Annotated in this window: 14 protein-coding genes; 6 read left to right on the forward strand and 8 right to left on the reverse strand. The window is 44.6% G+C overall.

What is annotated here, in order from left to right; all coding sequences use genetic code 11:
* Nucleotides 1-3: 3 nt before the first annotated feature.
* Nucleotides 4-390, reverse strand: a complete 387-nt coding sequence (locus B5D54_RS12745) for a diacylglycerol kinase (RefSeq protein ID WP_078926945.1) — start codon at nt 388-390, stop codon at nt 4-6.
* A 102-nt stretch (nt 391-492) separates the two neighbouring features.
* On the opposite strand from B5D54_RS12745, the gene B5D54_RS12750 reads away from it, so the two are divergent.
* From B5D54_RS12750 to coaD, 5 genes are read left to right on the forward strand one after another with little or no spacing between them, the layout of a single operon-like run.
* Nucleotides 493-1,548, forward strand: a complete 1,056-nt coding sequence (locus B5D54_RS12750; protein WP_054104313.1) for a glycosyltransferase family 9 protein — start codon at nt 493-495, stop codon at nt 1,546-1,548.
* Nucleotides 1,541-2,332 carry a glycosyltransferase family 2 protein gene (locus B5D54_RS12755; protein WP_054104312.1) on the forward strand — a complete coding sequence of 264 codons (792 nt, stop codon included), beginning with the start codon at nt 1,541-1,543 and terminating at the stop codon, nt 2,330-2,332. The genes B5D54_RS12750 and B5D54_RS12755 overlap by 8 nt, the downstream gene beginning before the upstream one ends.
* The gene (locus B5D54_RS12760) at nt 2,329-3,378 is read left to right on the forward strand and encodes a glycosyltransferase family 4 protein (RefSeq protein WP_078926946.1); all 1,050 of its coding nucleotides are present in this window, start codon (nt 2,329-2,331) and stop codon (nt 3,376-3,378) included. Before B5D54_RS12755 ends, B5D54_RS12760 begins: the two co-directional genes overlap by 4 nt.
* 48 nt (nt 3,379-3,426) lie before the next feature.
* Nucleotides 3,427-4,515, forward strand: a complete 1,089-nt coding sequence (locus tag B5D54_RS12765) for a glycosyltransferase family 4 protein (RefSeq protein WP_032480252.1) — start codon at nt 3,427-3,429, stop codon at nt 4,513-4,515.
* Between the two features lie 28 nt (nt 4,516-4,543).
* Nucleotides 4,544-5,038, forward strand: coding sequence for a pantetheine-phosphate adenylyltransferase (coaD, locus tag B5D54_RS12770; RefSeq protein WP_000078883.1), 495 nt, complete (start codon nt 4,544-4,546; stop codon nt 5,036-5,038).
* 47 nt (nt 5,039-5,085) lie between these two features.
* Here coaD and B5D54_RS12775 read toward each other — a convergent pair whose 3' ends face one another.
* The 7 genes from B5D54_RS12775 to B5D54_RS12805 all read right to left on the reverse strand — a co-directional run bounded on the left by B5D54_RS12775 (nt 5,086) and on the right by B5D54_RS12805 (nt 12,031).
* Nucleotides 5,086-7,083 carry an LTA synthase family protein gene (locus B5D54_RS12775; protein ID WP_078926947.1) on the reverse strand — a complete coding sequence of 666 codons (1,998 nt, stop codon included), beginning with the start codon at nt 7,081-7,083 and terminating at the stop codon, nt 5,086-5,088.
* 88 nt (nt 7,084-7,171) lie between these two features.
* Nucleotides 7,172-7,981, reverse strand: coding sequence for a bifunctional DNA-formamidopyrimidine glycosylase/DNA-(apurinic or apyrimidinic site) lyase (mutM, locus tag B5D54_RS12780; protein ID WP_078926948.1), 810 nt, complete (start codon nt 7,979-7,981; stop codon nt 7,172-7,174).
* Between the two features lie 44 nt (nt 7,982-8,025).
* Nucleotides 8,026-8,502 carry a hypothetical protein gene (locus B5D54_RS12785; protein WP_078926949.1) on the reverse strand — a complete coding sequence of 159 codons (477 nt, stop codon included), beginning with the start codon at nt 8,500-8,502 and terminating at the stop codon, nt 8,026-8,028.
* A gap of 238 nt (nt 8,503-8,740) precedes the next feature.
* Nucleotides 8,741-8,908, reverse strand: coding sequence for a 50S ribosomal protein L33 (gene rpmG / locus B5D54_RS12790; protein WP_001051800.1), 168 nt, complete (start codon nt 8,906-8,908; stop codon nt 8,741-8,743).
* Nucleotides 8,909-8,921: 13 nt separating this feature from the next.
* Nucleotides 8,922-9,158, reverse strand: a complete 237-nt coding sequence (gene rpmB, locus B5D54_RS12795) for a 50S ribosomal protein L28 (protein ID WP_000091954.1) — start codon at nt 9,156-9,158, stop codon at nt 8,922-8,924.
* A 366-nt stretch (nt 9,159-9,524) separates the two neighbouring features.
* Nucleotides 9,525-10,199, reverse strand: coding sequence for a RadC family protein (gene radC / locus B5D54_RS12800; RefSeq protein ID WP_000053814.1), 675 nt, complete (start codon nt 10,197-10,199; stop codon nt 9,525-9,527).
* A 152-nt stretch (nt 10,200-10,351) separates the two neighbouring features.
* Nucleotides 10,352-12,031 carry a methyl-accepting chemotaxis protein gene (locus tag B5D54_RS12805; RefSeq protein WP_078926950.1) on the reverse strand — a complete coding sequence of 560 codons (1,680 nt, stop codon included), beginning with the start codon at nt 12,029-12,031 and terminating at the stop codon, nt 10,352-10,354.
* A 233-nt stretch (nt 12,032-12,264) separates the two neighbouring features.
* Between B5D54_RS12805 and coaBC the strand changes: the two genes are divergently transcribed.
* Complete coding sequence (gene coaBC, locus B5D54_RS12810) at nt 12,265-13,464, forward strand: bifunctional phosphopantothenoylcysteine decarboxylase/phosphopantothenate--cysteine ligase CoaBC (protein ID WP_078926951.1); 1,200 nt, start codon at nt 12,265-12,267, stop codon at nt 13,462-13,464.
* Nucleotides 13,465-13,476 lie beyond the last annotated feature (12 nt).

Genomic DNA, 13,476 nt, shown 5'->3' on the forward strand with positions numbered 1-13,476 from the left:
ACGTTATCCGTAATAAGCATAGAGTAAACTTCCCCAAATTAAACCTGCGAGTAGTAAGCTTACCATCACAGCGGCTGAGCCAATATCTTTTGCTCGTCCACTCAGTTCATGCCGCTCTGCTCCCACTCTATCCACCACTGCCTCTATGGCTGAGTTGATCAGTTCAACAATCAACACCAGCACCACACTGGAAAACATCAGTAATCGTTCAAGAATAGGCAGACCCAATAAGCATAAAACTCCAGAGGCAATCACTAATAGCGCTAACTCTTGGCGAATTGCCGCTTCATGCTGAAAAGCCGCTTTTAATCCTTGCCATGAATAGCCTGTCGCATTGATTACTCGACGAAATCCCGTTGTTCCGGGTTTGCCGCTAAATGGTGATTGCATAGTTGGCTTCTCTTATTTTATGGTCACAGCATTAGAAGGCTTATTTTACATTTATCTGTAGACTCTGCATAATTTAGCCTCATTAATTAGTGAGCTTTTTCCATGCCTCTTTTTTTATCACCACCAAAATCTGTCTGTTTTTTGCGTCTCTCAGCGATCGGCGATGTGTGTCATGCGGTGGCCGCGGTACAAGCTTTGCAAAAATATTGGCCTGAGACCCAGGTGACTTGGATTATTGGTAAAGTGGAAGCCCAATTATTGCAAGGGCTAGACAACGTTGAGCTAATTGTGTTTGACAAAAAAGCCGGCTGGACAGGGATGAAATCCGTATGGAAACAGCTAAAAGGTCGCCGCTTTGATGCTTTAGTGCATATGCAGTTAGCACTGAGAGCAAGCCTACTAACCTTAGGAATCCGGGCTCAATATAAAGTAGGGTTTCACCGTAAACGGGCTAAAGAAGGTCAGTGGTTATTCACTAACCGAAAAATTACCGATACGGAATCTTCCCATGTATTGGATAGTTTTTTCTCTTTTATTGTGTATTTGGGAGTGCCTCGTAGCCAGCCCACTTGGTCGTTACCTATTACTCCGCAAGACCGTGCTTTTGCTCGTCAGCAGTTGCAAGATAAACCCAGTGTGATTATCTGCCCTGCTGCAAGTAAAGATGAGCGAAATTGGCCAACCGCACACTACGCCGAGTTTGCTGACTATGTCGTGTCACAAGGTTATCAGGTAGTATTATGCGGCTCTCCCGCCCATCGTGAGCAGCAGTTGGCTAACCAGATTACTGACTTAATGACTCAACCGGTGGTGAATTTAGTCGGGCAGACCAGCTTAAAGCAATTAGCCGCCCTGCTCGGTGAAGCGAAGTTAGTACTTGCTCCGGATTCAGGCCCAGCACATATTGCCACAACGCAAGGCACCCCCGTGTTAGGTTTATATGCGCACAGCAACCCCAAACGTACCGGTCCCTATTTCAATATTAATGATGTGGTCAGTGTCTATGAAGCGTGTGTGACAAAGCAGCAAGGAAAGCCTTTAGAGCAACTGGCTTGGAGCACTCGAGCAAAAGGAGAGACGTTGATGCAGGGTATTTCTGTTTCTTCGGTTATTAACGCATTTACACGCATGATGAAAGGTACAGCAACCCATGACTAAATCAATGCCGACGTTGGCCGTTGCCTTAATCGTCAAAAATGAAGCGAAACATTTACAAGCTTGCCTCGAAACGGTTGCGGGTTGGGTCGATGAGATCATTATTCTTGATTCTGGAAGTAGTGATGAAACAGAAGCGATTGCACGCCGTTTCACTAATAAGTTTTTTGTTAATACTGACTGGCAAGGATTTGGGCCTCAACGCCGCTTAGCACAATCCTATGTTGAATCGGATTATCTTTTGTGGCTTGACGCCGATGAGCGAGTGACTCCTGAATTGAAAGCAAGTATTTTACAAGCTGTTCAAAATGATAAACCCAATACCGTTTATCAGATTGATCGCTTAACTACAGCATTTGGTAAACAGATTCGTTACTCCGGCTGGTCACCTGACTGGGTCACGCGCCTCTATCGTACTCAGGATACTCAATATAATACTGCGCTGGTTCACGAGAGTGTCGAAATACCATCACATCTAACACTGCAATCCTTATCCGGCTATTTGCAGCACTATACGTTTGAGTATCTACCGCAATACACAGCGAAAACTCAGCACTATATGAAAGCTTGGGTTGATCAACGGGAAGGCAAAAAGTCCGCCTCCTTAACTAGCGCCGTATTACATGGTTTTTTTCGCTTTTTCAAAATGTATATTGTGAAACGTGGTTTTTTAGATGGTCGCCATGGCTTATTACTTGCCATACTCAGTGCTAATACTACGTTTACTCGTTATGCTGACCTTTGGTTGCGTGATTATGTCCGAAAAGGACAAAGAGACCGTTCATGAATATTTGCCATGTCAATCTTGCTTCAGGTTATCACGGCGGTGAAAACCAAACCCTGCTGCTGATACAACAGCAGATCAAATTAGGCTACCAACTCACCGTTGTGGCTAACCCTAAAAGCCCTTTTTTCTCCCGTGTACAAACACTACCGTGCCGAGTCATTGCCTGTAAGCATTACCTCACTCAGCACAGTAAAGCCATTACACAAGGCTGTGACCTTATTCATGTTCATGAAGGGCGAGCAATTTATTGGGCGTGGTTACAACATAAATTGCATAAAATCCCTTATGTGATTACGCGTCGGATTGATAACCCTCTCAGTGAGCGCTGGTTTGCGACTCAAGCTTACCGATCCGCCAGTGCCTTGGTTGGGTTAAGTCAGGAAATTTGTCGGCAAATTTTATTGCGTCATCCGCAGAAAAAAGTCGTCACCATCCCAAGCTCCCCCGTCTGTTATCCTGTTAATCAGCAGCAAGTCTCTCAGATTCGTGAACAATTTTCTCATCATTTTTTGGTGATTCATGCCGCCAATATGCTTCACCATAAAGGCTTTGATGTTACGGTTGCGGCAGCTCGCCTATTGATGGATTCCGCCCCAGACATCCATTTTGCTTTATTAGGGGATGGAAAAGAGCGCCCAGTATTAGAGCAGCAAGCCCAAGGGTTAACGAATATTCATTTCATGGGCAAACAGAGTAATATGGGTGATTGGTTTGCCGCCGCTGATATACTTATCCACCCCTCTTACAGTGAAGGGCTGGGCTCTGTCATTTTAGAGGCAATGGGTAGTGGGTTACCTGTCGTAGGTAGCCGAGCGGGTGGCATCCCAGACATCATTGAACACGGTGTTTCTGGCTTATTGATTCCTCCTGGAGATGCCCAAGCATTAGCACGGGCTATTTTGCAAGTTCGCCATGATCCCGAACTTATTGACGCATTAACCATCGGGCGAGAGAAAAAATTACGCGATTTTCAGATTGAACAAACCTCACAGCGTTATCACTCACTCTACTCAGAAATAATGAAAAGCGATTCTTGCTGTTCATAGAAACTGAGTGTTAAAAAAGACAGCGGACACTATAAAGGTAAGAAATACATGAGAATTTTAATTTTTAGCTCTTACAAAGATGCGTGGAATAGCGTTCGCCCAGAAGCTGAAATGTTTATTGAAATGGTTAAATTAGGCCATCAAATCACGATAATGACTCAAGGAAATGCAGAGTATGTGACTCGCTTTCGTGACAACGGCATCAAGGTAATTGACGCTTACCCCAGTAAGAAAATCTGCTGGAAAGCCATCAAAACTCTACGTGCAGAGTTGAGCGCTTATCACTATGATATTGTCTATGCAATGAATTCGAAAACAATTCCCAATGCAGCCTTCGCTTGTATCGGTTTTAAAAAGACCAAGTTAGTCACTTATCGAGGAACAGTCGGTGGATTATATCGCCATGATCCTAGTGCGTATTTAACTCATTTACACCCGAGAGTCGATGGCATTAGCTGTGTGGCACAAGCCGTTACTGATGATGTAAAAAAACGAGTGTGGAAACACCAAGAACGTGTCGTCACCATTTACAAAGGGCATGATATCGCTTGGTATCAAGCTCTGCCCGCTAATATCAGTGAATTAGGTCTTCCCTCTGATGCCTTTTGCGTTATTTGTATTGCGAATGCTCGACCAAGTAAAGGTGTCCATATCCTGCTTGATAGCGCTAAACAACTGGCTGATTTAAGTAATGTACACTTACTGTTGGTTGGACGCGATATGGACACCGAGCAAAATCTGAATTTAGCCAAGCAAAGTGGGATGCCAGAGCGTATTCATTTTCTTGGCTATCGCAAGGATGTTCCTGAACTCTTGGCGGCAAGCGCAGTACAAGTTCAACCTTCGATTAGCGGTGAAGGGCTACCGAAAACCATTATTGAAGCTATGGCGATGGGGGTTCCCTCTATTGTGACGACCACCGGTGGCGGAAAAGAGTTATTGGTTGATGGTGACAGCGGATTCATTGTCCCAGTACAGGATCCTCATGCCATTGCAGAGAAAATTCGTTGGTTGTACCAATCACCGGAGCAACGCCAGAAAATGGGAAAACTCGCACAACAACGTATGATCAGTGACTTTTCTTGTCAAACCAGTGCTCAGCAACATTTGGCATTTTTTCAGTCCTTATTAGGATAACATCGACTTTAATAAATAGAGGGATATTGTGAGCCAAAAACGTATTTCTCGGGTGATTTATCCCGGGACCTTTGACCCCATCACCAATGGCCATCTGGATATTGTTGAGCGAGCAGCCAACATGTTTGATGAGGTGATCATCGCGGTTGCCGCCAGCCCAAGCAAGAAGACGATGTTTACCTTAGAGGAACGCGTCGCATTCACTCAAGCGGTCACTCAACATTTAGACAATGTCACCAGTAAAGGTTTTGCTGGTTTAATGGTTGATTTTGCCCGTGCAGAGCAAGCTAATGTATTGATTCGAGGTTTACGAACGACGGTCGATTTCGAATACGAATTTGGATTAACCAATATGTACCGCCGTTTAATGCCGGGGCTAGAAAGCGTGTTTCTCACACCATCAGAAGAACACGCTTTTATCTCATCAACCATTGTCCGTGAAGTTGCTATCCATGGCGGTAATGTGGATCAATTCGTGCCTTCTGTGGTTGCCCATGCTCTTCATAGCAAAAAGCAAATATAGTGATAATCAGGCGGGTTGATAGACAAACTGCCTGTCTCGTTCCTAATTTATGGTGTCATTGGAAACACTTGCGAGCGTAAGAAATACTCTTGCAGCTGGTGATACTCCTGCCCCCATTGTCGGTTAAAGCGGTGATCATCGCTGGGCTGTTTTTCCGTCAAAAAGGTTTCTCCTGCCTGCCAAGGGTAAAAAGTAAAGGGGGGCGCGTTATTTACCGCCCCATTCTGGTTAATCACCATTCCCGTGTTATACCCAATATTACTCACTGGTTCTGTGCTAAGAAGATTTTCTCCCCCTAAAGAGATATAAGGCTTATCTGACAAACTAAAGTAATACAGTGTGGGGAAAACATCCCGATGAGAACCAATTCGGTTGGGATCATACTGGTAATTGGTATGCGCTAAAATCGATGCAGGCACATAGAGATAAAAGGGAACCGCATGCGTTAACCCGGCTTCTCCAGGTCGAGCCGTATTGGTGTAACGCACACGATGATCACCCGTCACGGCAATAACCGCCTTCTCTTTTAACGCAGATTGTTTGATACCTTGAATAAAGTTCCCTAACGCGTTACTTGCATATTGAAAGGTTTCTAGTAACTCTTTTGCATCCCCTTCTCCTTTATAGCCTAATAATTCATTAAGCCTATCATTTAAGCTCGTCGGCGTTGGCTGGTAATAATCTGGAGAGTGATAGGGAGAGTGGTTAGTCACTGTCATTATATACACGAACGTAGGCTTCTGGGCTTTATCTAATATTTGACGAGCAAACTTAAAGGTAAATCCATCAGGGACACCCCATGTACCAGCCTCTTTACCCGCACTGGGAAAAGCCTCAATAATATCATTTTCATCATAGACCCGATCAAACCCTTGGATAGGGAGGTAGTTGGCCAAATTACGCCACATTCCATTTCCGCCATAGATAAAGACCACCTCATAACCTGCCTCTTTATAAGGCAAGACCGCGGAGCTGGGCAGAGCCACTTTCTGTAAATTGGAATGGCTAATAGTGGGTAACGGGCTATGAACCAGCATCATCGCAATGCTATCGATCGTCGCAGAAGTCCCCGCAACAAAGCGTTCAAACAGAAAATCTTTTCGATAGTGATGCCTAAAGCTTCCCAATAAATCATTCGTTTCTGGATTATCTTCAAGTAACAAGCTTAATCCCATACTTTCCATCATAGCGACTACAACATGGGGGGGATTTTCAGCCAAATACTCATTCTCTTGGGTTCGATAATCCGGGGTCGGCTTACCTAATATTTTGTACATCTTCTCTTGTAACACCTGCTGAGAAATGGGTTCTATATGTGCTTGTTCTTGGTAATCACTTCGAGCCCAATCTAATGCCATGAAGACATTCGGTGTCAACATATTCAATGGTTTATAAGCTGAGACACTGGCGTGATAACGTTTAAGCGGTAGGCTTCCTAGTGAGCCTCGAGCGATAATAAAAACACTCAACGTCACCCCAATCACAACCATGCTCGTTACACTCCAATGCCATGGCCGCTTCGGTTGCCATAATGCTTGGTGAGTTAAAAATTTCGCAAAGTAATAGCTACCACTAGCAACCATACCCGTGCCAAGACTTCCCCAAATAATGGGATAATCGCTCCATAGATTTTTAAGTACGGCGATAGAATCATCATCAACTAAGCCGAAGATAAACAGATCAACATGGCTACCATAGGTCAGGTAATAGTAGTAGTTTCCTATTCCACCAATAACATAGAGAAATGCAACAAGGGTATGGTAGTAAACAGACACCCCACACCATCGCGGATAAGCTTTAGCAAAAGGGGCACAAAAAAGCCCCACTAACAGCAAAGGAGAGTATGCAATCGCCGTAACTTTGGCATCAAAACGCATGCCTACCCAAAAAGCACGGCGAATATCATCAGAAATGTCCTGAGTCGGTAGATTAGGCTCAATATAGAGATAAAGTGCATAACGAGAGAAAAGCAGCAGTAATAACGAAAAAATGAAGTAAAGAGCTAAAACTTGAAATAAATGACGAAAATGGTTCTGAACATGCATGCTTAAACGACGACAATACAAAATAAGAGAGTTAGTAATACTACCTCACACTGATTTTTCTGTATAAAAACAATAAGGAAAATGAGACTTAGCTTTGACAGTGATTACAAAATACACTGTTCCTCTGGCCTATTTTCTGCTCACTGAGCGGTTCGGAACAACGCGGGCAAGGCTCTCCCCCTTTTCCATACACTTGCAACTCTTGAGCAAAATAACCCGGTTTACCATCTGGTTGAGAAAAGTCTTTCAGTGTTGTTCCGCCTTGAGTTATCGATATTTCCAACACCGCTTTTATCGCACTCACTAAGCGCCGCCACTCCTCCATCGATAGGCTTTTTGTAGGTCGAAGAGGATGAATACCCGCGTAAAAGAGTGACTCATTGGCATAAATGTTACCTACTCCCACAACAATAGCGTTATCCATAATAAAGGCTTTAATCGCTATCCGTTTATTCTTCACTTTTTCAACAATATATTGTGCGTTGAATGTATCAGAAAGTGGCTCTGGGCCTAATTTATCTAGAATGGGTAAACTTTCTCCGGCCGGACACCATAACCAGGCACCAAATCGGCGTGGGTCATGATAACGAAGAATTTTCCCATTCGTTAACTGTAGATCCACATGATCATGTTTACCCGCAGGGAAATACCCTTCTAGAACTCGTAGTGATCCCGACATGCCTAGATGGACTACCGCCGCCCCAATCGGCGTTTCAATAAGCAAATATTTCGCTCTACGTGAAATTTGCTCAATCGGTTGCCCTTCTATTTGGTATAGCTCAGGGGGGATCGGCCAACGTAGTTTCTGGCAACGAAGGGTTAAGCACTTTACCTTTTGCCCAACCAAATGAGGGGAAATCCCCATCCTGCTAACTTCAATTTCGGGTAGTTCAGGCATAACCGCTCCTAGTCGTGCGCCTCAAAATAGCAAAATAAAATGTATTACTGGGGAAATAGATAACCGTCAGGGGTCGAAATCGCTATCCACTTATCTTGCCAGTTTTTAAATAGCCAAAACTGCGGCGAATGGTAGTAGGTGATTCTCTGTGGCTCTTCTAAATCTTGATACCAAGCTTCAATGGTCTGCGGCAGGCTCAACAACGGCTGTAATGTACGGAATGTTTCATCATTAACTTCAGTCCCGGCCAAATCTTGCCAACGTTTAACCCATTCTTCAGGATCAATATCGTTGGGTGGTGTGGCTCGCCAGCGCCCTTGATTCCGCTCGAGAGAAAAATGAGGGAAATGTATCGCTTGTAATTGAGCCTGTGAGTTAAATAAGGTGGGATAAGGGCTTACTTCCGGCTCCATCAGATACGACTTCAGTAAAGGTGGCAGGTTAAGTACGCCAATAAAAATTAACACAAGAAGAATAAGAATGTTGTTCCAACGACGGCGTCGATGAGGGCTAATACGCACAGTAACTATTCCTGAGAGACCTAAGCGAATACCTAGAGTAGCAAAGAGTGTGCTCAGTGCCTAGCGGCTTCACTCCGCTTTAGGTTCCCACCGACACGGAATGATAGGAATGAGAAATGGTAAAAACGATAAGCGATGTGCTTTTACTGGAAGGTTGGCAAAAGTTAAATCCTAGATAAAGAAAAACCCAACCAAATTGGCTGGGTTTTCTACTACTTGCAAGAGAAGGGGCAATCAATTACTTGATTTTGCCTTCTTTGTACACAACGTGCTGGCGAACAACTGGATCAAACTTCTTGATCTCAAATTTGCCTGGCATGTTACGTTTGTTCTTGTCAGTAGTGTAGAAGTGACCAGTACCTGCAGAAGATACTAGGCGGATTTTTTCGCGAATGCCTTTAGCCATTGCTCAATTCCTCTTAAACGTTTTCGCCACGTGCACGGATATCAGCAAGAACGGTATCAATACCTTTCTTATCGATAATACGCATGCCTTTAGCAGTTAGACGTAGTTTAACAAAACGTTTTTCGCTCTCTACCCAGAAACGATGAGTTTGTAGGTTCGGCAGAAAACGACGCTTAGTAGCATTTCGTGCGTGTGAGCGGTTGTTACCAACTGCAGGACGCTTACCAGTTACTTGGCATACTCGTGACATGAATGTCTTCTCCAAATCGTTTCAGCTCGATATCAACCTTGGTGGCCGAACCTCTCTCTTTCTAAATAAGAAGTTGAGGTTAAAAACCGTTATGGAAAATCCATACAAGGCTATCAAAGGTCGCGCATTATACTAACTTGACACGCATTGCTCAAGACCCGAACAGATCCTTTTTGCCGAATCCGGTGATCTTTTTCTCTATTGAGCTGACTGAGGTTAAAAAATGTGGGCGAATCATAACAGAAAACCGTAGAAAGCTAAGCATTTTTTGTACATTCTTTCAAATATACATTTGCCCCTTGTTTTTTCTTCTCTCTGAGTAAGAAGTAAGCACTCGGTTCTTAGTCACCTAGGTTCATCATTAAGTCATATCCAGCCTCGTTCGGCAAAGGAAATCACCTCGCCATCCCCAACCACAAAATGGTCAAGAACCCGAATATCAACCAGCGCCAGTGCATCTATCAGCCGCTGAGTAATCCTTCGGTCTGACTGACTGGGTTCGGCAATACCGGACGGATGATTATGCGCCAGAATCAATGCGGCCGCATTATGATGCAAAGCCCGCTTTACCACTTCCCTTGGATAAACACTTGCTGCATCAATCGTACCTTCAAACAACACTTCATCTTGTATCACTCGATGCTGGTTATCCAGAAAGAGAATATAGAAAGCTTCTCGCTGACGATCCCGTAATACGCTGGAAAGGTACAACTTGGTTTGGTGAGGGCTGGTTAATGCTCCGCCTCGCTTTAAGGTTTCAGCCAAATAGCGCTGGGTCATTTCTAACACCGCTTGTAGCTGAACATATTTTGCTTCACCAAGTCCTTTATGAGCACAAAACTGATCTTTACTGGCTGAAAAAAGGGCGCGTAATGAACCCGATTCTCGCAACAAAAAATCCGACAGTTCTAATACATTCATTCCTTGTGTTCCAGTTCGCAAGAAAATGGCTAGCAGTTCAGCATCAGATAATGACTGAGGGCCACGAGTCAGTAGTTTTTCTCGTGGCATCGATTCACTTGGAAGTAATTTAAGGCTCATGCACGATGCCCATCCATTGGTGGCCGACTATCAAATGACTTAACACGGGCGTTAAGTGGAAAGTGAGAGTGTAAGCGAGTTGTCACTCAAGCTATAACGGGCTTGAGTGACGATTAGATGGACGTCAAATTGCCATGTAATAAAGATGTGAATTAAAGCTTAAAGTGACTGACTAAGTTCCCCATTTGCTGCCCCGATTGTGCAAGCCGAGTACTGATCGACTCAGAGATCTGTAAGTTTTCACTCAGTTGATTCACAATCTGCTGAATAGCAACAAGGTTTTGGTTAATGTCTTCAGCAACCGCACTTTGCTGCTCCGCCGCAGAAGCGGTTTGAATACCCATATCTTGAATAGTGCCAACCGATTGTGAGATGCCGGCTAAGCGCTCTTTAATCAAGGCCGACTCCTGTGCCGTTTTTTCACCACGCTGCTGGCTAATGCTCATACTACTTACCGCTTTACTGACTCCTTGGTGTAATGCGCTGAGCATATCGCTAATCTCTTGGGTACTATTTTGCGTACGGCTGGCTAATGAACGAACTTCATCGGCAACAACCGCAAAACCTCGGCCTTGCTCACCCGCTCGAGCGGCTTCTATCGCCGCATTCAGCGCCAGTAAGTTCGTTTGATCGGCAATACCACCAATCACATTCAGAACGTTCGTAATCTGTTCGGTTTGCTGGCTTAGCTCTTGTATCGCCTCTGACGTTAAATTGACTTCATGAACCAACTCACCAATACCTTCAATTGCACGGTTCACTTCCTCTTGAGCTTCAATAATTTGGCTATTTGCTGACTCAATCGCCTGAGAGGTTTCGTTGGTATTATTGGCGACTTCACGCGCAGTTGCACTCATTTCGGTCACGGCGGTGACCACTTTGTCTGTTTCCAAGCTGTGATCGTTCATCTGCTGACTTGACTGTGTCGTCTGGCTATCCAACTCTCCGGCGGCATATTGCACCTCTTCAGCAGAGGTTCGGATATCTTGGATGAGTGGATGCAATTTATCCATAAAAGCATTAAAGGCTTTTGCTACTTCACCGACCTCATCTTGGCTTTCTACTTTCAATCGAACGGTTAAATCGCCTTCTCCAGCCGCGACATCTTGCAGTGAAGCAACAACATGCTGCAATGGAGCAACTCCACGACTAACTAACAGGCTGACAACAATAATGGTGATCATCAAACCGACAACAGACAATCCAAGAATTGACCACAACTGTTCTGCCGACTGCGCTTCTCGCTGAGCTCTAAATTCAGCGACTTGGATATCAATATCATCAATATAAATTCCCGTTCCGAGTACCCAATCCCATTTGGGTAAATATTCGGCATAGCCTAATTTTGGCGCTTGAGCATTAATCGTTGGTTTATGCCAAGAAAAATTCAAAAATCCATCGCCTGATTTTGATGACCGGATCAAACCAGCAATCACCTCAACCCCATTTTCATCTTTCATGCCATACAAATTTTTACCTTCTAATGCTGGGTTAATGGCATGAAGAATATTGATACCTTGGGAATTGTAAGCGAAGAAATAGCCGTCACTATCAAAGCGCATTGCCTTTAATAAGGTTTTCGCGGCTTCTTTATTTTCACCTTGTTTATCACTCTCATAGAGCGCCTTAACCGTGGTGACCCCCATCATGAGGTAGGCTTTCAGTTCCGCTTTCTTGCTATCAATCAGTTGTTCACGGTACTGGTTTAATTCCTGCTCCAACGCATTGTGAGCACTCCAGCTATTTACAATCGTCATCAATGCTGTAATGAGTATTAAGGGTACTACCGTCAACAGTAAAAGTTTGGTTCTACTTTTCAAAGAGGTCATCATCACAATCCTTTGGCTTATAGTCGTTTTAGTATGTGCACAGGGCTTTTATTTAATTGAAGCAAAGACTCCTAGGCCTATGATCCATAAATAGAAAAAAATATCTGTGAAGGTTGGTCGACTTTGCTGTTATTAACGAAGAATATTCGTAAAACTGCGTAGGAAGTGCTGACACTACTCCAACATCTCTCGGAAGTTGTGCTAACATAACTCGCACTATTTTTGAGGAATCCAGCATGCAAACATTAGCAGGAAAAAAAATTCTGCTTGGCATTAGTGGCGGTATTGCTGCCTATAAATGTGCAGAGTTAACACGTCGTTTTATTGAACGAGGTGCCGAGGTCCGAGTGGTGATGACCCTCGCGGCTAAAGAGTTTATTACCCCACTGACCATGCAAGCCGTCTCAGGCCACCCCGTAGCAGACAGTTTGCTCGACCCCGCTGCTGAATCCTCGATGGGACATATCGAACTCGCCAAATGGGCAGACATGGTACTGCTGGCACCGGCGACTGCCGATCTCATTGCTCGCTTAGCCGCAGGTATGGGCAATGATTTACTCACCACTTTAGTATTAGCAACACCCGCGCCTTTGATTGTTTCTCCTGCGATGAATCAACAAATGTACAATCACGCCGCAACGCAAGAAAATATTGCAACGTTAGCAAGACGAGGGGCTGAAATTTGGGGTCCCGCCGCCGGAGAACAAGCCTGTGGTGATATTGGGCCAGGTCGTATGTTAGAGCCGATGGATCTCGTGTCCCGCTGTGAGGCATTTTTTGCCCCTAAACCACTGGCAGGAAAACGAGTACTGTTAACAGCAGGACCAACCCGAGAAGCATTAGACCCAGTCCGTTATATCACCAACCATAGCTCAGGAAAAATGGGGTTTGCGATTGCTGAAGCCGCCGCCGATTTAGGCGCTGAAGTAACCCTGATCAGTGGCCCAGTTTCACTATCAACCCCAAGACAAGTTTCCCGCATTGATGTAGAAAGTGCCTTAGAGATGCATCAACACGTCATGGAACATGCCGCCAGCTGTGATATCTTTATTGGCTGCGCCGCCGTTGCGGATTATCGCCCAGAACGCATCGCTGAGCATAAGATCAAAAAGACCGATCAAAACAGTACGTTGAGTATCACTATGGTGAAAAATCCCGATATTGTGGCGTCTGTGGCCGCATTAACTGAACAACGCCCTTTTACGGTCGGTTTCGCCGCTGAAACTCAAGAGGTCGAAAAGTACGCTCGAAGCAAGCTGGTCAACAAAAATCTTGATATGATTTGTGCCAATGATGTTTCTATCGAAGGTCAAGGTTTTAATAGTAATAACAATTCGTTAACCGTCTATTGGCACGATGGAGCTCAAGCTCTCCCTCTCACCAGTAAACGAGAGTTAGCTCGGGCATTAATGTTGCTCATTAATGAACAACTTTAGTCAAACGCCTAT

Origin of the sequence: Vibrio cincinnatiensis DSM 19608, from assembly GCF_900167345.1 — a bacterium.
Classification (GTDB): Bacteria; Pseudomonadota; Gammaproteobacteria; order Enterobacterales; family Vibrionaceae; genus Vibrio; species Vibrio cincinnatiensis.

Coding starts and splice junctions, on each gene's coding strand:
- B5D54_RS12760 (WP_078926946.1), top strand. CDS start 2,329: ATGAATATTTGCCATGTCAATCTTGCTTCAGGTTATCACGGCGGTGAA.
- B5D54_RS12745 (WP_078926945.1), bottom strand. CDS start 390: ATGCAATCACCATTTAGCGGCAAACCCGGAACAACGGGATTTCGTCGA.
- B5D54_RS12805 (WP_078926950.1), bottom strand. CDS start 12,031: ATGATGACCTCTTTGAAAAGTAGAACCAAACTTTTACTGTTGACGGTA.
- mutM (WP_078926948.1), bottom strand. CDS start 7,981: ATGCCTGAACTACCCGAAATTGAAGTTAGCAGGATGGGGATTTCCCCT.
- B5D54_RS12765 (WP_032480252.1), top strand. CDS start 3,427: ATGAGAATTTTAATTTTTAGCTCTTACAAAGATGCGTGGAATAGCGTT.
- B5D54_RS12755 (WP_054104312.1), top strand. CDS start 1,541: ATGACTAAATCAATGCCGACGTTGGCCGTTGCCTTAATCGTCAAAAAT.
- coaBC (WP_078926951.1), top strand. CDS start 12,265: ATGCAAACATTAGCAGGAAAAAAAATTCTGCTTGGCATTAGTGGCGGT.
- rpmG (WP_001051800.1), bottom strand. CDS start 8,908: ATGGCTAAAGGCATTCGCGAAAAAATCCGCCTAGTATCTTCTGCAGGT.
- rpmB (WP_000091954.1), bottom strand. CDS start 9,158: ATGTCACGAGTATGCCAAGTAACTGGTAAGCGTCCTGCAGTTGGTAAC.
- B5D54_RS12750 (WP_054104313.1), top strand. CDS start 493: ATGCCTCTTTTTTTATCACCACCAAAATCTGTCTGTTTTTTGCGTCTC.
- radC (WP_000053814.1), bottom strand. CDS start 10,199: ATGAGCCTTAAATTACTTCCAAGTGAATCGATGCCACGAGAAAAACTA.
- B5D54_RS12775 (WP_078926947.1), bottom strand. CDS start 7,083: ATGCATGTTCAGAACCATTTTCGTCATTTATTTCAAGTTTTAGCTCTT.